Raw genomic sequence first — 26,816 nt, 5'->3', positions numbered from 1 at the left:
TGCCCTTTAGGTTTATTACAATTTGCAGCATTAACATACTTTTTTGGCCGCTAAGTAAGAAGAAAGAAATAGCGATATACATATAATTGCTTGTAATAAAAATATATTTGCGCTAAGTTTCTCTTTTAAAATCAGCTACGCGAGACGAACAAATATCGCAGTCGTCGCCGTACAATAAGCTGTTAGGTACTCAGGGAAGAATTATGCAATCCAAAGTATATAGATCGTTAGCTTTAGCATTTTCATTTGGTGTTATTTTTTATGCTCTATTGGTTACAGCTTGGGGTTATATCCCTCTATTTAATCCTATAACTAATTGGTTATTAGATAACTTTGCAGGTTATCAATGGATTAGTGCATTGATTTATTTTCACGATTTTATACTAAATATTGTGTTGGGCTTTCCTTTGGCACTCTTAATTCATGTGCTAAAACCTAAGCGTTATTTATTGTATTTAGCGGTTGCTCTTTTGCCCGCTTTTATTTGGTCAAATAGCGCTTGGATCAATAATCCAAGTTTTTATGAGCATTGGACTTCAATTGTTATAGGGTGGGCAACAAGTCTTTTTAGTGTGCCAATAGCATTGTTTATAATTTGTTGGTATAACAAACACGTACCTAACAAGGGCATTAATCGGATTCCGTAAGCAGTCATGTTTCGTGTAATATTTTCGTTCGTGATTATAATCTTAATTTTTGGTTGTAGTGATTCAACTCAACAACTTACTCCAAAAATGGAAAAAATGGCTACTCAAACTGTCATTAAATATTTAGAACGAAATGATTTACCGAATGAGAATTTGGTTGTATCAATATCAAAAAATAGAGCTATTGCCGATTTTTCATTCATGTATACAGGCAGTGGGCGTTGTATTAATTTTATTGTTAAGTGTTATGGAAATGACTGTACTAGTTTGCAAAAATATCCGTACGATGAGCACGGAGAAAAGTGCCCATAACAAACAAGAATAGGTGTCGCGCAGCCGACACCTTATTCGGGTGTTGAACAAGCCCGAAGCCCTTCCTTTTATAGTAAATAGTGCAAGGTGTTCACGTGATATCAAGTGGTTAGCTATTTTCAGTTGTTGTTCTTCTCATATTGCTCCTCTTATTTTGTTGATGCCATTCTTCTTATTATCGGTACCGCTTAGCGCGTGGTGGTGTCGGTTGAGGGGCTGGAACGAGCCAGTATGTTAGCGATAACAACAGGCTGAGGATACGCAAGCGTAAGGCTTTGGCGTTACCGTGTAAAAAACCGTAATCACGTACTCGCTGTAACCCCTTAGGCAGCACATGCTGCAAGATAAGCCATAAAAACTTGAGTGTAGGTAAGGTACGATACTTACGTGTTTTCGTTTGACTGTCTTGGTCGCTAAATGTCACGGTAGACTGGGAACTGCGCGATGACATTCAACAAGCGTGTCGCGATATTTGGCCACAAGTTGAATTTGACGTTATCGATATTTAATCGATTCGCTAACTGCACTACAAAAGTTTCACAGTCATTGCAAATTGCCCCCCAGCCATTGGACACTCCGATGACTGGGGGTCTTTTTTTATTAAAGTATCAAAGGGGTTAATTGAACACTCACGAAACGAACTTAGCAAATACACCCTCTCTCGACTGACTACAGAGATAATTTTTCTAACCAGCCCCCTTTGCTCACTTTATCGATAAAAATTACATTGAACACCGGCTTTACACTCTGCCCTTTAGGTTTATTACAATTTGCAGCATTAACATACTTTTTTGGCCGCTAAGTAAGAAGAAAGAAATAGCGATAAACATATAATCGCTTGTAATAAAAACATATTTACGCTAAGTTTCTCTTTTAAAATCAGCTACTCGAGACGAACAAATATCGCAGTCGTCACCGTACAATAAGCTGTTATTTCGCTAGTGAGATTTATGGACGACGTTGAGATTAAATTAACAAAGGATGAAGCATTAGTGCTTTTTGATTTCCTCTCACGTTTTTCCAACGAAGATAAATTGAGTATTCATGACAAAGCAGAGGAACGCGCATTGTGGAACCTAACCTGTTTATTTGAAAAGTCTCTTCCTGAGCCTTTTTCTAAAGAGTGGCAATCCATAATTGAAGGTGCGAGAAATAGACTGCGAGATGATACATAATCGCGAAATAACAAGCCCATGAAGGCTGATTCGCAACGCTGTCACATTGATTGAAGAGAACAAAAGGCGCAATCAATACGCCAGCATTGCTCTCGGCTTATAGGGGCGGTATATTTACGAGGAGATTCAGTGTTTTATTTCAAGCTCTATGATGACAAAAGGCTAAAAGATCTCAAGCATAGTAAGAAAATCGAGATCGTAAATAACGCAGTTAAGCTATATAGAAAAGACAAACCATTAAATATCACTAGCCGATTATTAACCGTGTTAATTTGGTGTGGTATTCCTTCTTTAATATTATTTTTAGTATTCAGTTTCAGCTTTGCTATTGGTTGGCTTGCTCTATCCACATTCATCCTTAATATCAAATTAGCTAATGATGAAAGCGCAGATGTCGAAACTTACCTAAATCAGGTGTTAGAGTAATGTAAATATAACAAGAATTTAAAGCAGGACTGCTAACAGTTTGCTCAGTTTCGCTTCGCAACACAATTTTAGCAAACTATTAGCAGCCTCTTAAATGGGCGTTATGAATTTTTATTATTTAACTATACAAGGGATGTAAAGATGTCTGAATTAGAAACAACAATTAGCTTATCTAGCAAAGATGATGCAGCGAAAACCAATGCTCTTATAGCTTACGGGCTCATGGGAGTTGGACTTTTTACTGGCATATTTTGGGTTATTGGCGCTATTTGGGCAATGGTAAAAAAAGATGATGCTGTAGGCACTCTCTTTGAAGATCATTATTCAAATATAATTAATATTTTTTGGTGGGGTCTAGGGCTATCTATCATTGGCTTTATTCTTCTATTTTTTGTTGTTGGCTATTTTGTTTTATTAGCCGTTTGGTTCTGGTCTGTTTATAAGTTAATAAAAGGCTTTTCTAAAATAACTTCAAACAAACCGTACAATTCATAACAAACAAGAATAGGTGTCGCGCAGCCGACACCTTATTCGGGTGTTGGACAAGCCCGTTAAACAAAGGGCACAAAACAGCAGGCTTGTGAAATGTTAGAGTTAAAAAGTAATATTGTATTTTTCAGTTCAAATAATAGCTGGATTCAGTTTTTTGCTTTTATGTTGGTGTTTGTTCCTGTTCATTTAGTTTTGACTTTAATATTCAAAAAGCTGGGTGTTTTGAAAACGAATAATTAAGGGGCAAGCATGAATTTCCCCCTTCTCACTGAGCTTGTAATTATGGTGATATGTTTGTGCCTGTCTTTTATTTCTTTCTGTGATAGGAAGCACCGCGCGCGTATACTCTGTCACGAGCGGCTTCGTTCAACAAGCGCTTCAAAAATGACGTCAAACGCTTGGCTGACGCTCATTCTTCGCTAATTATAGCCAAGCATTATCCGCAATTTATGCGGGCGTTATGTGCCCAGATATTTACTCCGAGAGTTGTCAACCTTACAAAATGTTGTAGGCAAAATCTCCAATATAGAAAGGAATTTAAATGTACAAAATTCGTCAAGCTATGAAAGAAGACATTAGCCGTATGGCTGAAATAGAAGAAATTTGCTTTTCCGAGTCTGAAGCTGCGCCATTAGAGTCATTTAAAAAACGATTTTCAGCTTTTCCTGAATGTTTTTTTGTACTTGAGAGTGGTGGTATTGTTGTTGGTCACATTAACGGCTGTATCTACAATGCTCCGGAACTTCCTGATGCGTTGTATTCTGATAGTAATCTTCATTGCCCTCAAGGTGGATACCAAACTGTATTTGGTTTGGCAGTTGACCCTGAATACCAAAACCTAGGGTATGCATCGGCACTTATCAAATATTTTATTGCGTTTAGCCAAAACCGCAAACATAAAGGTATGGTACTTACTTGTAAAGATCACCTTGTTAAGTTTTACCAAAGCTTTGGATTTATTCATCAAGGTGTGTCGGATTCAAGTCATGGCGGTGCCCAATGGAATGATATGCTGTTAACTTTTTAAATTAAGGCTCACACAATGAGCACATAACAAACAAGAATCGAATAATTAAGGGGCAGGCAGGAATTTCACCCTTCTCACTGAGCTTGTAATTTTGGTGATATGATTATGCCTGTCTTTTATTTATTTCTGTTATACGACGCCCCGCGCGAATATAAGCCCCCATGGGTGATGGGCGTTTACCTAGCAAGCAAAGGTTGATAAGATGTTGTTGATAAAGGGGATTAAAGCATTGTTGTTCGGCAGTGTTCATTGCGAGTGCTCCAGTGATAGACCACTGACAGGTGGCCAGTCTGGATTAAGCACGAACAACTGCGCTGGCGCTCGTTCCTCGCTAATTTAGCCAAGTATAACCCACATTTCCTGCAGCGTTATGTATTTAGAAGAGTTCATTTGATGTTTCAAAATTTGTTAAGAGCAGTTGTCATCTTGTTTTGTCTTTCAGGTTGTGCCGAAAGAGTCATCGATATTACTGATAAAGACGGTGAAGTCATCGGTGGTTGTAAAGCTGGTTTTGACTGGCACTTTTACGGCCTTCAAGACTCTATTGATTATATGCTTTATGAGTGTGCTAAAGACTCTATAGCAAAAGGGTTTACAATATCAGATGACAGGCTTCTAACCCTTGATTTCACTTTACCCTCACCGCCAGAAGGTGAGTTGTGGAATAAGAAACTCGCGATGCATCATTTCCATAAAGAAAATATCACTGAAAGAGAACTAGGTTATATTCTTGCTGCTATAGAAAACGAGTATCAAAAAGTTGCTTGGCCAGCTGAAGATGATTTGGCAAGTGGTAAAATTACCAAGACTGAATTTATAAAAATAATTAAAGAAGCCAAATTCAAATGGCTTGGTGAATAAAACACATAACAGACAAGCATCGGTGTCTCGTAGCCGTCACCTCATTCGGGTGTTGGACAAGCCCAGAGCCCTTCCCTTTATAATAAATAGTGAGGTGGGGCCAGTGATGAATAATCTAAGTGATTAAGCTCAGCTTTTGTTTCAAACAATGCAGATGATGCCGGAGGCAACCGTACTATCTTTTTTAACTTTTAACATCTCAATATTTTATAAACAAAGTCTTAAACAAGCCCCAATAAATCATTAAAGTGACATATAACCATAATCGCTGGTACAACTCGACAGACAGAAGATAGCACCGGGTTACAACAGAACAACATCAATGAATTAACCCTCAAAAACTGTGAGGTGAAATTAGCAACCTTTGAGGACGATTCAAACAACAAAGTAAAAATGACTTTTTCTGACCGTGTATTTGTCGCCGATAGCATTTCTGTTAAACCTAGCCCTGATGGCCATTGCCATGTGAAACTATCAAACGGTTACAGTGAAACATAACGCAAGCAATTAGAAAACAAGGAGATTCTGTGCTCAAATCTATCCATCACGTCGCTATCATTTGCTCAGATTATCAAAAATCTAAGCATTTTTATGCCTCAATTCTTGGCCTCGAAGTGATCGCTGAAAGTTATCGAGAAGAGCGTGACTCCTTTAAGCTCGATTTAAAGTTACCCGATGGTGGCCAAATTGAGCTATTTTCTTTTCCTAATTCACCTGATAGGCCAAGTTTTCCAGAAGCGCTTGGTTTAAGGCATTTGGCATTCAATGTCGAGTCAGTCGAGTGCGTTAGAGATTACCTGCTAGCTCATGGTTTGGATGTAGAGCCCATTAGGATAGATGAATTTACCCAGCGAAAATTTACTTTTTTTAGAGACCCCGACGGACTTCCATTAGAGTTATATGAGCAAGTTGACGGTTAACATTCAAAGTGACAAGCAACAGGGGACACGTTCAGTGCCCCCTTAATATACATAATACATGATGCATTAATGTGTAAACTGGCAGCCAAAGCTACTTTACTAAATGATTGTCTAACCAATTGACGATATTACTGCCTAACATGGTATCGCTATCTAATAACGGATAGCCATGCTCGCTGCCTTTATAAGAAATCAATTTGCTACTCATGTTTGTCGACGCAGTAAACAATTGTTGAGCACTTTCATAAGTGCGGGTATCTTTCTCTGAGGCAATAATCAGCGTGGGTTTATCAGCTAGGTTATTCTTATAGTGAGTAATATTTTCCTTTCGTTGAGCTGAAGAAAAGAAAGCTATTGCATTAACCGAGTTATTTTTCGCTAATGTAATTGCTTGAGAGCCACCACAACTTGCACCAACAACCCCAACGATGCTCTCTTTTGGCATTTTACTTTTTAGTGTATCGTAAGCTAATTGCACGTCTTGAGGCCAATGAGCATACATTTCTTGTAAAACTTTTGTTTGCTCTTCTCTTGGTAATGCTTCAACTTTTGCTTGTGTGAATTTGCCCTTGGCACTGTCACCATAGCCTCTAAAGTCTAGGCTTAATGCATGAATCCCCCGGTTCGACAATTGCTGCCCGATCTCGTTATACATAGTTCGATTGTAATTACACTGATGTAATAACAAAACGCCACGATTACTTGTGGTATTACTTTGGTAATAACTTGCTGCTAGCTCAAAGCCTTCGTCAGTCGTGACTGTAATATCCTGAGCTTGACTTGAAACTGATACCGCAAATAAACCGATAGACATCATTTTTATAAGTTCATTCATAAACTTTCCTGTTTGTTGTATTGACACTTTTATTGTTCTTAAATCGTTTTGAAGATGTTAAGCCTTTCTTAGCAAGGTCTAAACCTAAGCAAAGTCTGAGCCAATACAATATTCCCTTAAATTTCAGTTGATTATAGTGTTATTTTTATTTTATAACCCCACCGATGTCCGGTAACGGACTTTTTTAGGCCTCTTAGTCTCATTTTCGGACTTGTCGTTAAAAAACTAGCATTAAGGTTAGCCTATGGTTGCCGCGTAATAACATCGGCCATTAGCTATTGTCTTAGGGGTATCACGGTCAAAATAAGTTACATAAGTATGCTTAAGTTCGTATTAAATAGATTTAAATACAAACAATTAAGGGCTCGATGTGTTTCATCGTTTCAAGCGGATTACTGTTTGCCGTGACCAACATTGCATAGTAAATTATATGTTCTGCTAACCTCGCCAGTTCAGCTGTTTTTGAAACATACGAAACGAATAAGGAGATACGATGGGTGCTTGGGATGAAACGGCTTTAGGTAATGATGACGCGCTAGATTTTAAAACCCAATGGGATGATTTTATTGCAGATAATATTCAACGCTGGGGAGCCGAAAAAATTTATCGCTTTTATAAGGATATCTACTATGACGGGAAAATACCCAGTGATGACTTGGACTATAGCAATGAGATTATCGCGCTAGGTCAGCTCTTTTTAGATAACGAGCTCGAGATCCCCAAAGCCTTAGTGCACGAGATATCTATCGTAGTTACGTTAAATCTAGATCCTGATGAGCTTGACGAGTGGAATAGTCCGAGTAAAAGACGAACGTTTTTAAAAGGCTATCTTAACGAGATTGGTGGAGAGTTTAATAAATCGCTTATCAAAGAGTTGCATAAACCTGAAATTGAAAAATATAAAAATGAAATCAAAAACTATCGATTATTTTTTGAAAACATTGATGAAATAGTTCAAGTTAGAAAAACCATGAAAAGCAGCACATTTGATTTAGTGAATAGCTTATACCCAGACATCGCAAAGACGTTGGATGAAATCTATGCACCATCGACGCCAGGAACTTATCGTTTTACCCTTGAAGTTGAAGCGTGGCGAACCAAGTTTATTGCATGGTGGACAGGTTTTATTCTAGAGTTGGAGCCTGAAGAAGTAATAAAGCTAATCGATGCTGCTGAACGAAAAAATACTACTTAACGAAACAGAACCCCACAATCATTGACTTTCTATTCACTGTATTGCTTCATTTGATAGTAGCAAAGCGGTGAGCGTTTTTTGTCAAAAATATGTAATGTTATATACCTAAGGAAAATTGTTATAAATGTCAGATGTTGAATTTACAAATCAAGAAAAAGAGGCCATCGTTGAAAAGCTTCAATCGTATTTTGAGGCAGAGCTTCAACAAGAGATTGGTCAATTTGATGCAGAGTTTCTTTTAGACTTCTTTTCAAAAGAAGTTGGCGGATATTATTACAATCGAGGGCTCCATGATGCGCGTGCCATCTTTGAGTCAAAAATCGAATTAATCGATGATGATATTTACGCCATTGAAAAAGAAGTTAGTTAATACTGTTATAACTCTTATTTAAATAATAATGGGGGTCACAAAACGTGCACTTGACGGGCTTGCCTACGTTCAAGTGCGATTTAATTTACACTCACGGCCTTTTATCCCATTAACTGTAAACTTTTTCCCGCCTATTTACAGTTAATGTTAAAAATAAGTTACTTTAGTCTCTATGCAGCTAAGGTAATCTGCGTTAAATTAATTGACTCTTGATTATAGAAAAAGATTCAGCAAGGAAATTCATTATGTTAGAACACTTGTCGGCGCTGCCAGCAGATCCTATCTTAGGCCTTTTAAAAGCTTATGGCCAAGACACTAACCCAAACAAAGTCGACTTGGGTGTTGGTGTATTCAAAGACGATGCAGGCCACACGCCAATCCTTGCCTGCGTTAAAACCGCTGAACAGTTCCGTATTGATAACGAAACATCAAAAATTTATATCGGCCCAACGGGTGAACCAGAGTTTAACCGCTTAATCAGCGAGCTTGTTTTTGGTGAGCACGATGTGATTAGTCAAAATCGCAGCCGCACTCTGTCAACACCGGGCGGTACTGGTGCATTACGTGTTGCTGGCGAATTTATTAAAGCCTGTAAACCAAACGCTACCATCTGGCTAAGTAATCCGACATGGGCCAACCATGAAGGCTTGTTTAGTGCGGCTGGGTTAAACATCGCTAGCTACCCATATTATGATTACGAAAATAAATGCTTAGATTTTGACGGCATGCTTAGCGCATTAAGCAATGTACCTGCAGGTGATATCGTATTACTTCACGCTTGTTGTCACAATCCAAGTGGTATGGACTTAACCAAAGAACAATGGCAACAAGTCACCGCTTTAGCCAAGGAAAAGGGCTTCACTCCTCTGATTGATATGGCCTACCAAGGCTTTGGCCAAGGACTGGAAGAAGATGCATACGGGCCACGTTTAATGGCTAAAGAACTCGATGAAGTCTTGTTGTGTACGTCTTGTTCGAAAAACTTTGGTCTTTATCGTGAACGAATCGGTGGCTTTACGTTAGTCGCTAAAAACAGCAATGTGGCTGATATTGCCTATTCTGTGGCTTTATCTGTGGTACGTAGTATCTATTCTATGCCACCAGCGCATGGCGCGGCTATTGTTAGCACGATTTTAAACTCTGACGAGCTCACTGGCCAATGGCATCAAGAGCTTGCTCAAATGCGTGATCGTATTGCCACAAACCGCCAATTATTGGTTGAACACTTAAAGCTACAGGGCGTTGAGCGTGATTTTAGCTTTATTACCCGTCAATCAGGGATGTTCTCTTTCCTCGGCATTACCCCTGAGCAAGTCGCGACCCTGATCAATGACTACAGTATTTATATGGTGGATTCTAGCCGTATCAGCATTGCTGGTATTAGTAAAACCAATGTAGAGTACTTGGCTCAATCAATCGCTAAGGTCATCAAATAAGCCTTAATTGATCGAGTATCACTATTTTAGTGTCACTAAACGATAACCAGCGAAGCCTCTGGGCATAACTCATATTCTGAGGCTTCGTTGTAAAAACCATTCTGTAACATGGCCTATCTCATAAAAAACCTGAGCAATTTTATCTAGTTGAACTAGACTCAAAGAATTATTGCTGGAGGGATTTGTGAAACATATCATCACACTTTTAGTGTTCATAACACTCTGCTTACTGTTACTTCCCAGTTTAGAAATGACTGGACAGTATTTTCTTTTAGATCAACTAAGTCACTTTCAAGTTCAATATGCCATTGTTGGTCTCATCTTTAGTTTATGCTTAACTTTCTGGAGTCGCCTTTTTTCATTATTGATGTGTTCATTAATACTAAGCACTTTTTTGATTCAAAATTATCAGTTCCTCATTAAAAGCCCTACGGTGTCTAGCAAAAACAGCAAAAAATTACATATCGTCCAAGCGAATTTGAGTTATTTTAATGTCCACTTATCACAAGCTCTGAAGCAGTTGAGTGATCACCAAGCGGATGTGTATTTGCTATTTGAAGTAAATCAAAAGAAACATCAGTATTTCTCAAGCCTTTTACCTGAGTTTTATCATTATGGGGCCAAAGATAACGCTGGTTTTCCAGATGGTATGGGAGTGATCAGTCGTTTCCCACTTAATAACATTGTTATTGAACAGATATTGCCCGGAAAAGGTGTTGTTATCACGATGGAGGTACAACAACACGGACGACCATTACAGCTGATAATGCTTCACCCCCCTTCTGCACGCAATCAGGAGAATTGGCTACGAAGAAACTTTATTCTGGCTAACCTACAAACGGTGGTTGAGCAACATGCCTTAAAACCAATGTTGGTGGCTGGCGATTTCAATACAACGCCATGGTCAAGCCACTTTCCACAACATTTTAAATTAACACCTTGTATCTCAAAAGTGGGCTTGTATGCTTCTTGGCACCCTAAAGACTCGTTTAAGCGCTTGGGCGCAATTACGGGCATTCCCATCGATCACTGCTTAATTAGCAGCCATCTGATAATCAATGATTTTAATACATTCTATGTTGCCGGAAGCGATCACCTCGGTTTGAGTTACCAGCTAATTTTTAAAGAATAATTTGATCTCGATTACCGTTAGTGACTATTTATTGACCAAAATCAACATCTATTTTCGATAAAGTCTGCCATGCTAATAAAAGAGTAACAAAAGAATAGCCAGCGAAAGAGCATAACGCTTGTTAGTGTTTTGCCCATTAAAACGGTCAAATGGCTATCAACAGTAGCAATCGTGGGGCTATTATGGGTAGAACAATCCACCATCGGCAATTCACCAAAACTCAATTTACCGAGTTCAAACAGCGTTTAGATAGTCAGCTTGAACAATTAGCGGGTGTTATCAGTCAGCCAACATTTGGACACGACCCCTTAAAAATGGGGGCAGAGCTAGAATATTATTTAATTGACGAACAAGCCCAACCAAGTTGTAGTAATCAACAACTTATCGCGCAATTGCAAGATTCTCAGCTACAACCCGAGCTCAATCAGTTTAATTTAGAACTTAACCTTAGCCCCGTTTTACAACATGGACGACCATTTAGCCAATTACAACAAGAGCTTATCAGTAAGACTCATCACATTAACCAAGCTGCCAATAAGTGTGGAGTGCAAGCGCTAGCGATTGGCATTCTCCCGACCCTGAATAAAAAGCACCTAACCGTAGATTATATGACCGATATCCCCCGCTACCATTGCCTTGCAAAGCACTTATATCAACAACGTCACGGATCTTTTAAAATAAATATTGATGGTAAAGAGCCCTTAAATACTCGCTTTAAGGATATTTCTTCAGAGGGAGCCAATGCTTCCTTTCAATGTCATTTAATGGTGCCCTACTCGCGCTTTTGTGACGTGTATAATGCAGCTTTATTAACGCTGCCTTTAGTCACAGCCATTGGTGCTAACTCTCCTATTTTACTTGGCCATCAACTATGGGATGAAACCCGTATTGCATTATTTAAGCAGTCTATCGATGTCAGACGTCAAGCAGCTAATTTATTTCGCTCAGCGCGTGTTAGCTTCGGGCACGGCTGGTTAAGGCATAGCCCTTGGGAGCTGTTTGCTCAGGCAGTGGCGTTGTACCCGCCATTGATCCCTCAATTAAATGATGATGCTCCAGACGATGGGCTTCCTAAACTTAGTGAATTAGTCACCCATCTAGGCACTATATGGCCTTGGCTACGCCCCGTGTACTGTCCTGACGGAAATGGCCATATTCGGCTCGAGTTTAGAGCAATACCCGCCGGGCCATCGAATGTTGATATGCTTGCCACGGCAGCGTTTGCCATAGGCTTAGCGAACGGGTTAGCCAATAACGTCGAGCGGTTACTGTGCGTGATCCCTTTTAAATTTGCTCAATACAACTTTTATCGTTCCGCGAAACATGGACTTGATGCTCAGTTACTGTGGCCATTACGCCACCCAAACAAGCCACAAATAACCCCTATAAGGGATATCATCACTGCTTTATTCATAATTGCAGAGCAAGGCTTACAGAGCTTAGGCGTTGATATTAGTGAAGTGGATTATTATTTGAGGATCATTGAACAGCGACTCGAGCGAAAAATCAATGGGGCGATTTGGCAAAAACAAACACTAACAGCACTCGAACAAACGATGAATAAAGAGCAAGCCTGTCGTCATTTAGTGCAGCTTTACTTACAATTTAATCAATCCGAACAACCTGTGACCGAATGGGAGCAACAATGGACATAGATTTTAATGAGGTCAGTTATTTGAGCGATCCTGAGCAAGTGATATTAGGCGCAGACTATCAGCAATTTCTCTTATCGTTAACCTGCCCAACCGTCATCGATATCAAAGGTCAAGATCCCAGCCGATGCCGAGTATTCACGACATTGTTGCACGGCAATGAGCCCTCAGGCCTGATTGCCATTCATCGCTGGCTAACAAATCAGGGACAGCAGCCAGTCCCATTAACCAATATGCGTTTTATTATTTGCTCTGTTGAAGCCGCGACAGCGAAGCCATTGTTATCACACCGTTACCTTGAAGGTGGCAAAGATATTAATCGCTGCTTCACTAAACCAACGCCGGTTGATTATGGGCTGCGCGCTGCGCTAATTAAACAGGCTATCAGTGAAGTGAGTCCAGAATTGGTGATCGACCTTCATAACACATCTGGTTCTGGGCCAGCCTTTGCAGTTAGCCCACTGCTGACATCCAATGTATTAGCGCTGGCCTCTTACTTCTGCCAAACCATGATTCTATCGGGTATCCATTTAGGTGCGTTGATGGAGCAAGACTTTGGTTGCCCAATCATTACCATTGAATGTGGTGGCAGTAATGATGAACAAGCTCATCACGTGGCTTATCATGGTCTTAAACTCATTAGTCGCTGTGAGGATGTTAATAAACCACACCAAGAAAAATCAATTGATATTATTTCTAAACCGTTACGCCTAACTATTAATGACGACGTCGAGCTGGCCTACAGCGAGCATGATGAAGGATTTGATGGGGTCACACTAAAATCCACCATTGAACAGTTTAACTATGGCAGCGCTACTCAAGGGCAATTACTTGGGTGGGTTGATCATTTAGGCTTAGCCAATTTATCGCTCATTGGTGATGAGGGGGAAGACCTGATTTCTGACTACTTCTGTGTTAAAGGCAATCAATTATTATGTGCAAAACACCTTAAGGTGTTTATGGCAACCACTATCGCCGAGATAGCAAAGGCCGATTGTTTGTTTTACCTAACAGCCGATCAACATAATGGTCGCTAATGAGAAGCTAGACATAAAATCAGCCCTAAATAACATTAGTTTCATAGCAATGACTGAGCAGATTCTACAAGCCTCGTTGCCACTCTTGGCGCAATGCAATGGAGCCCGGCTGTCGTTGTGCTGCTTTCACTTTTTGTAAAAGTGTTTGCTTATCTTTGCCTAAAATACCTTTAAGCACTAAATAGTTAGAGGCGTGATCTGAACGGAAAATGGTTTTGTTCAGCTCAAGCGTCTCTAATAACATTTCCATTTCATGAAATAGCTCAGGCTGTGTTAATTGCCTAAATGGCTGATAGTGTTGTTTTGTAAAGTTGTCTGCAAAACGTTGTTCACCAAAAGGAAAACTTACCACGAGTGTCGATAAATAGTCCGGCTGAGTTTCATTCATCAAACGCGCCGAGTTCAGTGCATGTTGTTCCGATAGCTCAGGACCGCCTAAGCCATTTAAAATCATCACCGAGCTTTTCATTCCAGCTTGTTTAATTTTGTTCAGCGCAATAACTGACGATTGATAGGTTTCGCCTTTATCAATCAGTGTGAGTACTTCATCATCGCCACTTTCACAGCCAACATAAAGCAACTTTAACCCTAAAGATTGTAGTTCGCTCAACTCATCCACTGTTTTATTACTCAAGTTTCTAGGTAAGCAATAACTCGAGACACGTGTTACCTGCGGAAGATGCTGCTTAATCAAGACTAAAATTTGTTTTAAGCGTTTAAATGGCAACATCATCGCGTCGCCATCGGCTAAAAAAACGCGGCTGGTTGGAAGGCCAGATTGTGCAATAGTAATAATTTCTTGCTCAATTAACTCAATCTTCTTTGGCCTAAACTTCTTTTGCTCGTCGGTATACATAGAACAAAATGTACAACGATTCCAAGAACACCCATTGGTGACTTGCAAGATTAAGCTTTTCCACTCACTGGGTGGCCTAAACACGGGTTCAATGTAATCGAGAGGATACATGGTAATCAGATACCTTTATGGCTGTACGTGAAATCAGCAAGAAAGTGTCACTCTAATAATTGATTAGTGTGACACAAATGAACTAACGTTGAGCGCCAAATTTTTTAGCTTGCTCTAAGCAAGTTTGAGCATCATGTTGATGGTTCGTCCAACCGTGGAGGTTTTCTTCAACAATCGAGACAAGTGCATCGATGTGATTATCATCGCTATTAAGTGCCTCAATATATTCAAATCGCTCACCGCCCGCCTCTAAGAAGTAATCACGATTCTCGATGCCTATCTCTTCGATGGTTTCTAAACAATCAGCCGAAAAACCAGGACATATCACTTGAATTGATTTAACACCTTGCTGAGGCAATGCTTGCAAAGTGTGATCAGTATAAGGTTTTAACCACTCTTCACGGCCAAAGCGTGATTGGAAAGTTGTTTGATACTCTTCACTGCTTAACCCCAAACGTTCACCCAATAAACGTGACGTTTTATAACATTCACAATGATAAGGGTCACCTTGCATTAAATAGCGTTTAGGGATGCCGTGGTAAGATAGAATCAACTTATCAGCGCGGCCATGTTCTTGCCAGTACTGTTCGACTTTTTGTGCTAAAGCTTCAATATAGGCAGATTTATCATGATAATGACTAATAAAGCGTAATTCGGGGATCGCACGACGCTTGGTAAAATCTGCAGCAATAGCATCGAAGGTTGAGGCTGTTGTTGTTGCACTGTATTGCGGGTAAAGCGGCAACACGACTAATTTAGTCACACCTTGCTCAAGCATGCGATCTAATGTGTCGCTGATAGATGGCTGACCATAACGCATAGCGAATTCAACCACTACATTATCACCATAAGTCTCAACAAGTTGAGCTCTTACTTTTTCTGTTTGCGCCTTGGTATGAAGCAATAATGGAGAACCTTGCTCAGTCCATACTGTTTGATAAGCTTTAGCAGAACGGCTAGGTCTGATTGTTAAAATGACAAAGTTTAATACCATCCACCATAATAAGCGCGGTGCTTCGACAACCCGAGGATCAGACAAAAACTCTTTAAGATAAACCCGTAATGCCTTTCTAGTCGGTTCCTTTGGTGTACCTAGATTTGTTAGCAACACACCAACTTTTTGTTGTTGTGAATGTTGGAAATTAGTCTTACCGATATACTTCATTAAGCCCTCATCGTTGCTATTTAAGCGTCTTTATCTGAATTAATATACTTATTGTGAAGGCTATTATGACTATTTTCACCTTACAAACAAGCTTAAAACTGAGGAATTTACCAAACAACACCAAAAGAGTGTTTATTAGGTCTGTCTTGCTTACTATCGACTGTTTACAAGGAGGGAATTAGATTTTGAGCCGTGAATAATAAGTGAGTAACTGATAGACTTAGAGTGACTGAACCAACAATATGGTTCATCAAAAATTTTTGTTGCTAAAGGTCTTTGCTAAGTGAAATTAAAATTCTTTACTCTCATCACTTTTGTTTTATTAAGTTACCTGAGCACAGTTAACTGTTCCGTTGCACTTGCCTACGATATTCAACAGCCAATCAAAGTTCGCACCATCGCCATTGCCCCTTATGGCATTATTGATGACAAACCACCGCGTGGTATTTATTTTGATCTCGCTAACTCTTTACTTCGACGGGCTGGGCTGACTCCTGTTAATCATATTGCACCCTACGCACGCATAATGCATGACTTAAAAACGGGCTCCATCGATTTAACCATAATGTTTCGTTATAAGGAACTAGAAGACTATGTGACTTACATTGCGCCATTGCCGCCATTAAATAATGTCGTGTTAGCAAAACAAGGTACACATTTTAGCTCAATAGAATCGTTAAAAGGAAAAACCATCGCCTATTTACGTGGGGCTAAATTTAGTGATGATATAGACAATGACCCAGATATTCTAAAACACCAAGTGACCAATTTTAACCAAGGTATTAGAATGCTCAGTTTAAGTCGTGTAGATGCAATTATTGGCCCTATGGACCCGTTATTGGCAGCGGCTGCTGCCTTAAATAAGAAGCCAAACTTTTTTGGGAAACCACTTATCGTTTCTCAGCGCACCCCTTGGATTCAATATTCAAATAGCAGCCAAGCTGTGTTACCAGCGGCGAGAATAAAAATGTTATTTGAACAAATGATGGTACAAGGTGAATTAGAGCAACTTCGTAACAAGTACATTTCAAGAGGCCCTTCACTCACCTCAAAGAAACGGCCTTAAACCTAAATAAGTAATAGCAACATTATTTATTATCTATATAGAACAACTATTATATGATAATAAATGCCTTGCTATGGCTTTTATTATTGAATCCAACTAGTAAAAGCAGGGACTTTCGGGTTGCATCCGTCGTCATATTTTAGTCACTTTTTGTGATCTATTTCCAAAACTTCCTTCGATTATCACTATTGTTGAAAAATTAGGCTTGTAATTAGCGACTGCTTACGCCAGACTACAAAAACCGACTGACCAGTCAGTTTTAAAGATAATGATAAAGGGGTATTTATGAGTGTTGCAATTTCCGTTGAGTCAAATGAAATTTCTCAAAAACAAACAGCAGTGTCGTTGCCGTCACTGCTCTGTCAGCAACAAGCAGCATATCAACAAAACCCACTCACGAGCTATGAGCAACGGGTAAAGCAACTGAGACAATTAAAAGCCGCCTTACTCAAACACCAACAACCTTTAATCGATGCGCTAAACCAAGATTATGGTCAGCGCCCTGCGCACGATACGTTAGTGGCAGATATACTACCTTGTGTCATGAATATTAATTACACTTTAAAGAAGCTTAAGAAATGGATGAAACCACAACGACGCCACGCTGGTTTGTTATTAGCTCCGGCAAGCGTTAGCGTGGAATATCAGCCACTAGGCGTGATCGGTATCATGGTGCCTTGGAACTTCCCAGTGATGCTATCGGTTGGACCATTAATCACCGCCATTGCAGCGGGAAATCATGCGATGATTAAGCTTTCTGAATTCACACCGCACACAAATAAAGTGTTAACTACATTACTTGGTGAAGTATTTACAGTCGATCAAGTCGCGGTGGTTGAAGGCGAAGCCGATATTGCCGCCAAATTCTCACAACTAGCGTTCGATCATTTAATTTTCACGGGTTCAACGGCTGTCGGTAAACATGTTATGCGAGCTGCCGCGGATAACCTGACTCCAGTAACTCTAGAACTTGGCGGTAAATCACCCGTGATTATCGCTCCTGACATGCCGATAGCAACTGCTGTTGAACGTCTGATTTTCGGTAAAAGTTTGAACGCTGGGCAAATTTGTGTCGCTCCAGATTATATTTTCTGTCCCGAAAATAAAGTTGAAGAATTTGTAACGCAGTATAAACAGCAATTTCAAAAAATGTATGGTAAAAAAACGCTCAGTAATGACTTTGCCAATGTTATCAACGCCGCGCAACATCAGCGATTAATTTCATGGTTAGAAGACGCTCAACAAAAAGGAGCAAATATAACTAGTGCTATCGACGCCCCGCTGGATAAAGAGTCGCGTCATATGCCAACACAGCTTGTGACCGATGTCAGCGAAGATATGCTGATTATGCAACAGGAAATCTTCGGGCCAATCTTGCCTATCGTAAGCTATACCTCACTAGACAGCTGTGTTGAATACATCAATGATAAGCCTCGCCCGCTCGCACTATACATCATGAGTTTTGACCATTTAACCCAACAACACATTCTTGCTCATACTCACTCTGGTGGGGTCTGTATCAATGATTCAGTATTTCACGTTGCTGCTGATGACGCGCCTTTTGGTGGCATTGGCGAATCTGGGATGGGCCACTACCATGGTCACGAAGGCTTTTTAACGTTTTCTAAAGCTAAAACAGTGCTCAAACGCGGCAAGTTAAACACAGGTAAATTGGTCCACCCTCCTTATGGTGGCTGGATTCAGCGTTTGATGCTTAAAATATTTATGCGCTAGGAGTTACAATGAGCTTAAGCAAAAAAGATAAATTACTTAACAGTGCTTTAGTGTTATTTAGCGAGCAAGGTATTCATGGCACCTCAACGGCATCCATTGCACGCCATGCTGGGGTCGCGAATGGAACGTTGTTTCATCATTTTACAACGAAAGAAGAGTTAGTTCTTGCGTTGTATATTGCAATAAAACAAGAACTCGCAGAAGTGCTCTCATCGAGCCATTGCACTGATACAGCGATTGAAGCACAAGCTAAGGCACTGTGGAACAGTGCATTGGACTGGGCGATAGCACAGCCTAAGAAACTGCAATTTTGCCAGCAAGTGAGTTCGCTACAAATGCTTGATCGCCCAACACGTGAATTGACAATGACTCAAGAGCTCAGTCAAATCATGCAGTTAATTAACCAAGGTATTGAGCAGAATGTTCTTGCAAACTTACCACTTGAGTTAATTATCAACCATTGCCATGCGCAGTTTTTTAGCACATGCCAACTGTTTATAGACAATGAATCAGTACAAGAAGATATCCACTATCGCGACAGTGCATTTCATTTATTTTGGCATGCGTTAAAGGCCCCGAAACAGCATGGCAAATAGTTCAGGTAAAACTAGTAACTTAACAACGTTGCTGTATTTCTTAATCTTGATGCTAAGCATAGCCCTGTTAGTTGCTACTTATTTTCAGCACTTCCCGCAAGTGCTGACATTGGCTTATTTGGTCATGTCCACAGTCACCTTCATCAGCTTTGCCATTGATAAGCGAGCGGCCATTCACAACCGCTATCGCACTGCGGAAAACACTCTACACGCGTTAGAGTTACTTGGTGGCTGGCCCGGTGCATTACTAGCCCAAGCGTCACTTAGGCATAAATCACAAAAAGTATCATATAAAGTGTGGCAATGGCTCTGTATTGTAGTCCACTGCGCAGTGGTTACTGGCTGTTATTATCACGGCTTATTACAGCCTTTATTTGCCATCGAGCTTTACAGGTTCTGATAATTACGTGATACACATCTTATATAAACAAAAAGCCCACGAATCACAGCTAGGTAATTCGTGGGCTTTATTTTTCAAGCATTACGTTTGTAAAAAAGCTTAAACCTTACTAAATACTAATGAACCGTTCGTGCCACCAAAGCCGAATGAGTTACATACAGCATGGTCTAGGTTAGTGCTACGCGCCCCGTCGGTCACGTAATCAAGGTCACAACCTTCATCTGGGTTATCAAGGTTGATTGTTGGCGGTAAGATTTGATCTTTAAGCGCTAACACCGTGAAGATAGCTTCAACTGAACCTGCGGCACCTAGTAAATGGCCCGTCATTGATTTAGTCGAACTAACAGCTAAGTTGTATGCGTGATCGCCAAATACAGACTTAACCGCTGCAGTTTCAGCTTTATCACCAGCAGGAGTCGACGTGCCATGTGCATTGATGTAACCAATAGTATTTTTTTCAATACCAGCATCTTTAATCGCATTGCTCATGGCCGCTGCGCCACCGTCACCACCGGCAGGAGGTGACGTCATGTGGTATGCATCACCACTCATACCAAAGCCGGTTAGCTCAGCATAGATTTTAGCACCACGTGCTTTTGCGTGTTCGTACTCTTCAAGTACCATCACACCAGCACCCTCACCCATCACAAAACCGTCACGGTCTTTATCCCATGGGCGTGAAGCTTGCTGAGGATTATCATTGTTGGTTGATAAGGCTTTTGCAGCACCGAAACCGCCAAGACCTAATTCGGTCGTCGCTGCTTCTGCACCGCCAGCAACCATCACATCAGCATCACCATAAGCAATCATACGTGCCGCACAACCGATATTATGTACACCCGTAGTACAAGCGGTAGTGATCGCAATATTAGGGCCTTTCATTCCGTATTGGATTGATAGGTTACCTGAAATCATGTTGATGATAGTGCCAGGAACGAAAAATGGTGAAACACGGCGTAGGCCTGATTTAGCCATTTCACTGTGAGTCGACTCGATTAGGCCTAAACCACCCATACCAGAACCGATAGCCACACCGATACGATCAGCATTATCATCAGTCACTTCAAGCTCACTATCTTGAATCGCTTGAATACCAGCTACTAAGCCGAACTGAATAAACTTATCCATACGACGAGCATCTTTCTTTGCAACATACTCATTGATGTCTAAATCTTTTACTTCACCAGCAAAGTGAGTACCGAAAGCACTAGTGTCAAATGCAGTAATGTTAGCGATGCCACTCTTACCTTGCTTGATACTTTCCCAGCTTTCTGCAACCGTATTACCTACAGGCGAAACCATTCCCATGCCTGTAACAACAATGCGACGTTTTGTCATGTTAAACCTTTAATATAATAAAGCCTCTAGAAATACGATATCTATGCAAAACAGTTCGGTCTAGAAAGGCTATTGATTTATACCAATGACATTAATTATTGAACAGATTAGTAACGAGGGTAAATGAACAATATGTTAGTGTGATTGGTTTTATTGGAGACCAGATACAACAAAGGCGGCAAAAGCCGCCTTTAGTATTCAAGGGTAAAATTAACCTTGAGCGCTGTTTACATAGTCGATAGCAGCTTGAACAGTAGTGATTTTCTCTGCTTCTTCGTCTGGGATCTCAGTGTCGAACTCTTCTTCTAAAGCCATTACTAGCTCTACAGTGTCTAGAGAATCAGCGCCTAGATCATCAACAAATGATGCTCCGCTTACTACTTCTTCTTCTTTAACACCTAGTTGTTCAACTACAATTTTTTTTACGCGTTCTTCGATGCTCATGGCAATTTTTCCTGTTTGTTACAGACATCTAAAATATGAGGCTAGTTTAGAGGATTAACGCAACAAATCAACTATTGAAATGCTGGTCAAACCAGAAAATTAACGGCAATATTACCGATGTTAACCTCACGTTGAATACAAATACCCTAAATTTTTATTTTTAGCAACTTAAATTAAGATTTAAGCTTATCCCATGTACATACCGCCGTTTACATGCAATGTTTCACCATTGATGTAACCAGCCATGTCCGAGGCTAAAAAGGCAACAGCTGAAGCAATTTCTTCTGGCTTGCCTAAACGATTTGCTGGAACCTTCGATAAGATCGTTGATTTTTGCTCATCATTTAATTCTTCAGTCATATCCGTTTGGATAAAACCTGGCGACACAGTATTCACTGTAATACCGCGTGATGCAACTTCTTGTGCTAAAGACTTAGTAAAACCTAATAAACCCGCTTTTGCTGCACAGTAGTTTGCTTGACCCGGATTACCCGAAGAGCCTACTACAGAGCCGATATTGATGATACGACCTGCGCGTTTTTTCATCATGTTACGTAATACAGCTTTAGAAATTTTAAATACAGATGATAAGTTGGTGGAGATAATATCATCCCACTCATCATCTTTCATGCGCATCATTAAGTTATCGCGCGTAATACCCGCATTATTAACTAAGATGTCAACCGCACCAAAATCACTCTTGATTGTATCAAACAAGCCATTGATAGAATCAACATCAGTCACGTTTAACACGAGCCCTTTACCATTTTCGCCTAGGTAATCACTAATGCGATCAGCGCCACTAGCACTTGTCGCTGTGCCGATAACTGTTGCGCCAGAATTAGCAAACAATTGTGCAATCTCGCGGCCGATACCACGGCTTGCACCTGTTACTAATACAACTTTTTCTGAGAAATCAAAACTCATTGCCTAACTCCGTTTATTTCTTAAGCTAATGCTTTTTCTAGGCTAGCAGCATCTGTTGTTGCTACACCTGAAACTGCTTTATCAATACGTTTAGCAAGACCCGATAATACTTTACCCGGACCTACTTCAATTTGTGTGGTCACGTCATTAGCCGCTAGGAATTGAACGGTTTCAGTCCAACGTACTGGGCTGAATAACTGACGAACTAATGCATCTTTAATCTGAGCGCTATCTGTTTCAATCGCTACATCTACATTATTAATCACTGGGATTACAGGTGTATTGATCTCGATGCTTTCAAGCTGTTGTTTCAGCTTCTCAGCGGCTGGTGTCATTAATGAACAATGCGATGGTACAGAAACAGCTAATGGTAAAGCTCGTTTTGCGCCAGCTTCTTTACACAGAGCTGAAGCACGATCAACGGCGTCTTTATGGCCTGCAATAACAACTTGACCCGGAGAGTTAAAGTTTACCGGAGATACAACTTGGTCTTGTGCTGCTTGCTCACAAGCTGTTGCGATAGCATCATCAGCTAAACCGATAATTGCAGCCATTGAACCAACACCTTGAGGCACGGCTTCTAGCATGTATTGACCACGTAACTCAACGAGTTTGATTGCGTCTTCAAAGGCAATCGCGCCAGCACAAACAAGTGCTGAATACTCACCTAAACTATGACCGGCCAGATAAGCGGGGGCAACGCCGCCCTGCTCTTGCCATACACGCCAGATAGCAACACTTGCTGCAAGTAACGCAGGCTGTGTTCTATCAGTACGGTTTAGATCGTCTGCAGGCCCATTTTGAACTAACGCCCATAAATCATAACCTAATACTTTAGACGCTTGTGCAAACGTCTCTTCTACTACTGAGTGTTGCTCAGCAATATCACTTAACATACCTAGAGCTTGAGAGCCCTGTCCTGGGAAAACAATCGCTGTTTGCGACATAATGGAATCTTCCTTTTACTATCTATTGAATGTTCAGCAGTTAGTCTTTATTAATAACGAACTAATGCTGAGCCCCAAGAAAAACCTGCACCAAATGCTTCTAACAATAACATCTGACCACGTTGGATACGGCCATCACGTACTGCTTCATCTAAAGCAATTGGCACAGAAGCCGCTGACGTATTACCATGCTTAGCCAAAGTCAAAACGACTTGGTCCATAGACATCGATAACTTCTTAGCGGTTGCTTTTATAATTCTGAAATTAGCTTGATGTGGTACTAACCAGTCGATATCTGACTTTTGTAAGCCATTTTCTTCTAGCGTCTCTGTAACCACACTGCTTAATTGCGTCACTGCAATTTTGAACACATCGTTGCCCTTCATTTCGATGAAGTGCTCTGCATCTTCAGCAGCAACAGTTTGGCGTAGTGGTAATTTAGCTTTTAATAAATCACCATGTTTACCCGCACTATGAATGTGCGTTGAGATAATACCCTGCTCTTCTGATGCGCCGATAACCGCAGCGCCAGCACCGTCACCAAATAAGATAATTGTGCCACGATCTTCAGGATTACATAGGCGAGATAATACATCAGCACCGATCACTAATATTTTTTTAGAGTGGCCCGTTTTGATAAATTGGTCAGCAACACTTAAAGCGAAGATGAAACCAGAACAGGCTGCCGCTACATCAAACGATGGAATTGGTGACTCAATACCTAACAAGGTTTGTATTTCACACGCCGCTGCTGGGAAAGCATTATCAGCACTGGTTGTGCCAACAATAATCATGTCTAATTCACTGGCTGAAATTCCCGCCATTTCCAAAGCTTTTAGTGCTGCTTGGTGAGACATCGTAACAACAGACTCAGATTCTGGAGCGATGCGGCGTTCACTTATACCTGTTCGGGCTTGAATCCACTCATCACTGGTATCAACCATCTTTTCAAGATCGGCATTGGTACGGGTTTGGCTTGGTAGATAACTACCCGTGCCTAAAATTTTTGAATACATAGAAAACCTAACAGATTTTTTCTAATAGAATAGATTCCAAACTATCTTGGATCCTGCTTGGCACTTGCTGTTCAACTTCTGATATTGCTTGTTTGATAGCATTAAAGAATGCTTGTTGATCAGCGTTGCCATGACTTTTAATCACAATACCGCGCAATCCTAACAGACTTGCCCCATTGTACTGGTCGGGCTTCATCTTACAGAGAACTTTTTTAAGAAAGGGTTTGGCAATTAGTGATAAGACTCGCATAGACCAATTCGATTTACTGGCTTGTTGCAAGTGTTCAATGAGGAGGTTAGCAACACCTTCGGTCGTTTTTAAACTAATATTACCGACAAAGCCATCGCATACAATCACATCAGTTTGGCCATTAAAAATCTGGTCGCCTTCAATAAAACCAATGTAATTTAGTTGTGCTGTTTGTTTTAACAGCTCAGCAGTTTGTTTAACGACGTCATTACCTTTAATCGCTTCTTCACCAACATTAAGTAATGAGATACGCGGCTGGCTAATCTTATCGACTTTTTCTGCCATAACAGAGCCCATGACTGCAAATTGCAATAATGTTTCTGAATCACAGCTGACATTGGCGCCAAGGTCGAGCATATAAACTGATTTATCATTTAAACTAGGCAAGACTGAAACTAATGCTGGGCGGTCAATACCCGGAAGTGTTTTGAGTACTAGCTTGGCCATCGCCATTAGTACGCCGGTATTGCCTGCGCTGACACAAGCACTGGCGTTCCCTTGCTGCACCATATCAATAGCTTTGCGCATCGAGGATTCCCTGCGATTTCGCACAGCAGTCAACGGACGGTCGTTCATTGTGACTATTTCAGTACAATGTTCTAGGGTTAAGCGATCATGAAAAGCGAAAGAATCGGGGATATATTTAGTGATAACATTTTGATCACCAAACAGAGAAATAGATAAATGAGGGAATCGTTCAAGTGCCTGCATAGATGCAGGCACTGTCACTTGGGGGCCAAAATCGCCCCCCATGGCATCTAACGCTAGGGTTAGATTATCCAAAATAATCGCCTATTATAGCTCGATTACTTTTTTGCCACGGTAGTAACCGTCAGCAGTGATGTGGTGACGACGGTGAGTTTCACCAGTAGTCGCATCAACACTTAACTGTGCGCCAGTTAATGCATCGTGTGAACGACGCATGCCACGTCTTGAACGAGATTTTTTACTTTTTTGTACGGCCATGGTTGTCTCCTAGATAAACCTTACTTCTTTAATTTTTGTAACACCGCGAACGGGTTAGGACGCTCTTCAATCGTGTCGTCGATTTCGCCTACTGTAACGTCTTGCTCTTTAACAGAGCAGTCTTCTACGGCATGCATTGGAAAAAATGGAATTGAAACAATAAATTCATCTTCGATCAATTTAGCGATTTCAATATGACCATGTTCGTCCACTTCAACAGGATCGTAAACATCCGGTAATTCACTCTCCTGCGACTGGTCGGTCACAGGTGAATAACAGAATTCAACTTGCAAAGTGATGTTAAACTCTTCCATACAACGCTGACAGATTAACGAGACTTCTGCTTGAGAATGTCCTGTTACGGTCACAATGCCCTGTTCGTCAGTGTCACAAGAAAACTGTACCTGTATATCGCTACAGAATCCGGCGGACGCATCCAATAACCTCGGCAAATTTGCTGATTCTATCTTACCGAAGTATTCAGAACGCATTTTAGCCGCTTTTTTTGGATCTATCGTCAAAGGTATCTTTACTAGTTGCATGGACGCGCATCTTATAGATCATGACTCGAGTAGTCAAAGGAAAATAAGTAAAATCACTTGTTTTTTTTATTGTCGTGATAGACTTAGGCCTATTCAGCCAAAAACCACCGTAAAGTGGTTATAAAACAGTCAAAACAATACTTATGAACAAGACCCTTATATTAGCATCGACCTCGCCGTTTCGACAGCAATTACTACACAAAATTGCACTCCCTTTTGAATGTATTAGTCCCAACGTTGATGAAACGCCACATAACGAAGAATCTCCCCAAGCCTTAGTGCAGCGTTTAGCAATAGCCAAAGCTCAAGCAGTCGCAGCTAATCACGCCAATAGTCTTATCATTGGTGGTGATCAAGTCGCAGTCATCAATGGGCAAATTGTCGGGAAGCCTCATCACTTTGACGCGGCCTTTAAACAGTTGAAAGCGGCAAGCAATCAAGTTATTACTTTTTATACTGGCTTGTGCCTTTATAATAGTGATGAAGAGACTTATCAGGTTATCGTTGAGCCGTTTAATGTTCATTTTCGTCAGCTATCAGACGCAATGATTACTGGCTACCTTAATGCCGAACAGCCTTATAATTGCGCAGGAAGTTTCAAAAGTGAAGGTTTGGGTATTGCCTTATTTTCAAAGTTAGACGGAAAAGATCCTAATACATTAGTTGGATTACCGCTGATTTCCTTGATTGAAATGTTAAATAACCAAGGAATCGAAGTGTTAGAGCATTGTCAGGTGCAATAACTTTCTCGTTCCCCTAAACTTACACGCTGTCACTCTGAATAAGATTCCGGCTAACACACGGCCGGAACGACAGAAGAACCATAGACTTTGGCTGAAACATTACCAGAAACACAGGGAGTTTGTCGTCCTGAAAGTCTTTTATTCAGGACCTCTTGAAATCCTTTGCTGCTGGGATGAGTCATAAGCGTAATAAGATTC

Annotated in this window: 31 protein-coding genes and 1 pseudogene; 19 read left to right on the top strand and 13 right to left on the bottom strand. The window is 40.7% G+C overall.

Annotated elements, in window-relative coordinates:
* The first annotated feature begins 203 nt into the window (after nt 1-203).
* Nucleotides 204-647: a hypothetical protein gene (locus Q8W26_RS14410; protein WP_101213438.1), complete on the top strand. Its 444-nt coding sequence runs from the start codon at nt 204-206 to the stop codon at nt 645-647.
* 556 nt (nt 648-1,203) lie between these two features.
* On the opposite strand, the pseudogene Q8W26_RS14405 reads toward Q8W26_RS14410, so the two are convergent.
* Nucleotides 1,204-1,398, bottom strand: a pseudogene (locus Q8W26_RS14405) (transposase); the annotation flags it as partial.
* Here Q8W26_RS14405 and Q8W26_RS17945 point away from each other — a divergent pair.
* From Q8W26_RS17945 to Q8W26_RS14385, 5 genes are all read left to right on the top strand, one after another.
* Nucleotides 1,361-1,468, top strand: coding sequence for a hypothetical protein (locus Q8W26_RS17945; RefSeq protein WP_153071469.1), 108 nt, complete (start codon nt 1,361-1,363; stop codon nt 1,466-1,468). The pseudogene Q8W26_RS14405 and the gene Q8W26_RS17945 overlap by 38 nt on opposite strands.
* A gap of 441 nt (nt 1,469-1,909) precedes the next feature.
* Nucleotides 1,910-2,134: a hypothetical protein gene (locus Q8W26_RS14400; RefSeq protein WP_101213440.1), complete on the top strand. Its 225-nt coding sequence runs from the start codon at nt 1,910-1,912 to the stop codon at nt 2,132-2,134.
* Nucleotides 2,135-2,263: 129 nt separating this feature from the next.
* Complete coding sequence (locus Q8W26_RS14395; RefSeq protein WP_101213441.1) at nt 2,264-2,560, top strand: hypothetical protein; 297 nt, start codon at nt 2,264-2,266, stop codon at nt 2,558-2,560.
* A gap of 141 nt (nt 2,561-2,701) precedes the next feature.
* Entirely contained in the window at nt 2,702-3,055 is a 354-nt protein-coding gene (locus tag Q8W26_RS14390; RefSeq protein WP_101213442.1) for a hypothetical protein, read from the top strand.
* 538 nt (nt 3,056-3,593) lie between these two features.
* Complete coding sequence (locus tag Q8W26_RS14385; protein ID WP_101213443.1) at nt 3,594-4,079, top strand: GNAT family N-acetyltransferase; 486 nt, start codon at nt 3,594-3,596, stop codon at nt 4,077-4,079.
* Between the two features lie 103 nt (nt 4,080-4,182).
* Here the strand turns inward: Q8W26_RS14385 and Q8W26_RS14380 are convergent, their stop codons facing one another.
* Complete coding sequence (locus tag Q8W26_RS14380) at nt 4,183-4,329, bottom strand: hypothetical protein (protein WP_305473673.1); 147 nt, start codon at nt 4,327-4,329, stop codon at nt 4,183-4,185.
* 143 nt (nt 4,330-4,472) lie between these two features.
* Between Q8W26_RS14380 and Q8W26_RS14375 the strand changes: the two genes are divergently transcribed.
* Both Q8W26_RS14375 and Q8W26_RS14370 read left to right on the top strand, forming a co-directional pair.
* On the top strand, nt 4,473-4,940 hold the full coding sequence (locus Q8W26_RS14375) for a hypothetical protein (protein ID WP_101213444.1): 468 nt from the start codon (nt 4,473-4,475) through the stop codon (nt 4,938-4,940).
* Between the two features lie 527 nt (nt 4,941-5,467).
* Nucleotides 5,468-5,860, top strand: coding sequence for a VOC family protein (locus Q8W26_RS14370; protein WP_101213445.1), 393 nt, complete (start codon nt 5,468-5,470; stop codon nt 5,858-5,860).
* A 91-nt stretch (nt 5,861-5,951) separates the two neighbouring features.
* Here the strand turns inward: Q8W26_RS14370 and Q8W26_RS14365 are convergent, their stop codons facing one another.
* On the bottom strand, nt 5,952-6,695 hold the full coding sequence (locus Q8W26_RS14365) for a serine aminopeptidase domain-containing protein (RefSeq protein ID WP_101213446.1): 744 nt from the start codon (nt 6,693-6,695) through the stop codon (nt 5,952-5,954).
* A 493-nt stretch (nt 6,696-7,188) separates the two neighbouring features.
* Between Q8W26_RS14365 and Q8W26_RS14360 the strand changes: the two genes are divergently transcribed.
* The 6 genes from Q8W26_RS14360 (at nt 7,189) to Q8W26_RS14335 (ending at nt 13,517) form a co-directional block, all read left to right on the top strand.
* The gene (locus Q8W26_RS14360) at nt 7,189-7,890 is read left to right on the top strand and encodes a hypothetical protein (RefSeq protein WP_101213447.1); all 702 of its coding nucleotides are present in this window, start codon (nt 7,189-7,191) and stop codon (nt 7,888-7,890) included.
* Between the two features lie 124 nt (nt 7,891-8,014).
* Nucleotides 8,015-8,260 (top strand): DUF2164 domain-containing protein, encoded by a 246-nt coding sequence (locus tag Q8W26_RS14355; RefSeq protein ID WP_101213448.1) that lies wholly within the window; start codon nt 8,015-8,017, stop codon nt 8,258-8,260.
* A 245-nt stretch (nt 8,261-8,505) separates the two neighbouring features.
* The gene (locus tag Q8W26_RS14350) at nt 8,506-9,696 is read left to right on the top strand and encodes an amino acid aminotransferase (RefSeq protein ID WP_101213449.1); all 1,191 of its coding nucleotides are present in this window, start codon (nt 8,506-8,508) and stop codon (nt 9,694-9,696) included.
* Between the two features lie 433 nt (nt 9,697-10,129).
* Entirely contained in the window at nt 10,130-10,828 is a 699-nt protein-coding gene (locus Q8W26_RS14345; protein WP_305473672.1) for an endonuclease/exonuclease/phosphatase family protein, read from the top strand.
* A gap of 182 nt (nt 10,829-11,010) precedes the next feature.
* Complete coding sequence (locus Q8W26_RS14340; protein ID WP_153071466.1) at nt 11,011-12,483, top strand: hypothetical protein; 1,473 nt, start codon at nt 11,011-11,013, stop codon at nt 12,481-12,483.
* Complete coding sequence (locus Q8W26_RS14335) at nt 12,474-13,517, top strand: succinylglutamate desuccinylase/aspartoacylase family protein (RefSeq protein ID WP_101213452.1); 1,044 nt, start codon at nt 12,474-12,476, stop codon at nt 13,515-13,517. Before Q8W26_RS14340 ends, Q8W26_RS14335 begins: the two co-directional genes overlap by 10 nt.
* Nucleotides 13,518-13,581: 64 nt before the next feature.
* Here the strand turns inward: Q8W26_RS14335 and Q8W26_RS14330 are convergent, their stop codons facing one another.
* A complete protein-coding gene (locus Q8W26_RS14330) occupies nt 13,582-14,484 on the bottom strand; it encodes a radical SAM protein (protein WP_101213453.1) in 903 nt (300 codons plus the stop codon).
* An 82-nt stretch (nt 14,485-14,566) separates the two neighbouring features.
* Nucleotides 14,567-15,649: a ferrochelatase gene (hemH, locus tag Q8W26_RS14325; RefSeq protein WP_101213454.1), complete on the bottom strand. Its 1,083-nt coding sequence runs from the start codon at nt 15,647-15,649 to the stop codon at nt 14,567-14,569.
* Nucleotides 15,650-15,932: 283 nt separating this feature from the next.
* Here hemH and Q8W26_RS14320 point away from each other — a divergent pair, with 283 nt between their 5' ends.
* From Q8W26_RS14320 to Q8W26_RS14305, 4 genes are all read left to right on the top strand, one after another.
* Nucleotides 15,933-16,715: an ABC transporter substrate-binding protein gene (locus Q8W26_RS14320; RefSeq protein WP_101213455.1), complete on the top strand. Its 783-nt coding sequence runs from the start codon at nt 15,933-15,935 to the stop codon at nt 16,713-16,715.
* A gap of 285 nt (nt 16,716-17,000) precedes the next feature.
* Nucleotides 17,001-18,449: a coniferyl aldehyde dehydrogenase gene (locus tag Q8W26_RS14315; protein WP_101213456.1), complete on the top strand. Its 1,449-nt coding sequence runs from the start codon at nt 17,001-17,003 to the stop codon at nt 18,447-18,449.
* Nucleotides 18,450-18,457: 8 nt separating this feature from the next.
* Nucleotides 18,458-19,045, top strand: a complete 588-nt coding sequence (locus Q8W26_RS14310; RefSeq protein WP_101213457.1) for a TetR/AcrR family transcriptional regulator — start codon at nt 18,458-18,460, stop codon at nt 19,043-19,045.
* Nucleotides 19,035-19,445: a DUF1294 domain-containing protein gene (locus Q8W26_RS14305; RefSeq protein WP_101213458.1), complete on the top strand. Its 411-nt coding sequence runs from the start codon at nt 19,035-19,037 to the stop codon at nt 19,443-19,445. Before Q8W26_RS14310 ends, Q8W26_RS14305 begins: the two co-directional genes overlap by 11 nt.
* 99 nt (nt 19,446-19,544) lie before the next feature.
* On the opposite strand, the gene fabF is transcribed toward Q8W26_RS14305, so the two are convergent.
* The 8 genes from fabF to yceD form a co-directional block, all read right to left on the bottom strand.
* Entirely contained in the window at nt 19,545-20,783 is a 1,239-nt protein-coding gene (gene fabF / locus Q8W26_RS14300) for a beta-ketoacyl-ACP synthase II (RefSeq protein WP_101213459.1), read from the bottom strand.
* Nucleotides 20,784-20,993: 210 nt separating this feature from the next.
* On the bottom strand, nt 20,994-21,227 hold the full coding sequence (gene acpP / locus Q8W26_RS14295; RefSeq protein WP_101213460.1) for an acyl carrier protein: 234 nt from the start codon (nt 21,225-21,227) through the stop codon (nt 20,994-20,996).
* Between the two features lie 186 nt (nt 21,228-21,413).
* Nucleotides 21,414-22,154 (bottom strand): 3-oxoacyl-ACP reductase FabG, encoded by a 741-nt coding sequence (gene fabG / locus Q8W26_RS14290; RefSeq protein WP_101213461.1) that lies wholly within the window; start codon nt 22,152-22,154, stop codon nt 21,414-21,416.
* A 20-nt stretch (nt 22,155-22,174) separates the two neighbouring features.
* Complete coding sequence (fabD, locus tag Q8W26_RS14285) at nt 22,175-23,101, bottom strand: ACP S-malonyltransferase (protein WP_101213462.1); 927 nt, start codon at nt 23,099-23,101, stop codon at nt 22,175-22,177.
* 50 nt (nt 23,102-23,151) lie between these two features.
* Nucleotides 23,152-24,117, bottom strand: coding sequence for a beta-ketoacyl-ACP synthase III (locus Q8W26_RS14280; protein ID WP_101213463.1), 966 nt, complete (start codon nt 24,115-24,117; stop codon nt 23,152-23,154).
* 7 nt (nt 24,118-24,124) lie between these two features.
* Nucleotides 24,125-25,150 carry a phosphate acyltransferase PlsX gene (gene plsX / locus Q8W26_RS14275; RefSeq protein ID WP_101213464.1) on the bottom strand — a complete coding sequence of 342 codons (1,026 nt, stop codon included), beginning with the start codon at nt 25,148-25,150 and terminating at the stop codon, nt 24,125-24,127.
* A gap of 12 nt (nt 25,151-25,162) precedes the next feature.
* On the bottom strand, nt 25,163-25,333 hold the full coding sequence (gene rpmF, locus Q8W26_RS14270; RefSeq protein WP_101213465.1) for a 50S ribosomal protein L32: 171 nt from the start codon (nt 25,331-25,333) through the stop codon (nt 25,163-25,165).
* 20 nt (nt 25,334-25,353) lie between these two features.
* Nucleotides 25,354-25,875, bottom strand: coding sequence for a 23S rRNA accumulation protein YceD (gene yceD, locus Q8W26_RS14265; protein WP_101213466.1), 522 nt, complete (start codon nt 25,873-25,875; stop codon nt 25,354-25,356).
* A 143-nt stretch (nt 25,876-26,018) separates the two neighbouring features.
* Between yceD and Q8W26_RS14260 the strand changes: the two genes are divergently transcribed.
* Nucleotides 26,019-26,618 (top strand): nucleoside triphosphate pyrophosphatase, encoded by a 600-nt coding sequence (locus tag Q8W26_RS14260; RefSeq protein WP_101213467.1) that lies wholly within the window; start codon nt 26,019-26,021, stop codon nt 26,616-26,618.
* Nucleotides 26,619-26,816: the final 198 nt, after the last annotated feature.

This window comes from Psychrobium sp. 1_MG-2023, assembly GCF_030689115.1.
Taxonomy (GTDB): domain Bacteria; phylum Pseudomonadota; class Gammaproteobacteria; order Enterobacterales; family Psychrobiaceae; genus Psychrobium.
The sequence above is the reverse complement of the archived record's forward strand: the minus strand, read 5'-3'. Positions and strand labels throughout refer to the sequence as shown.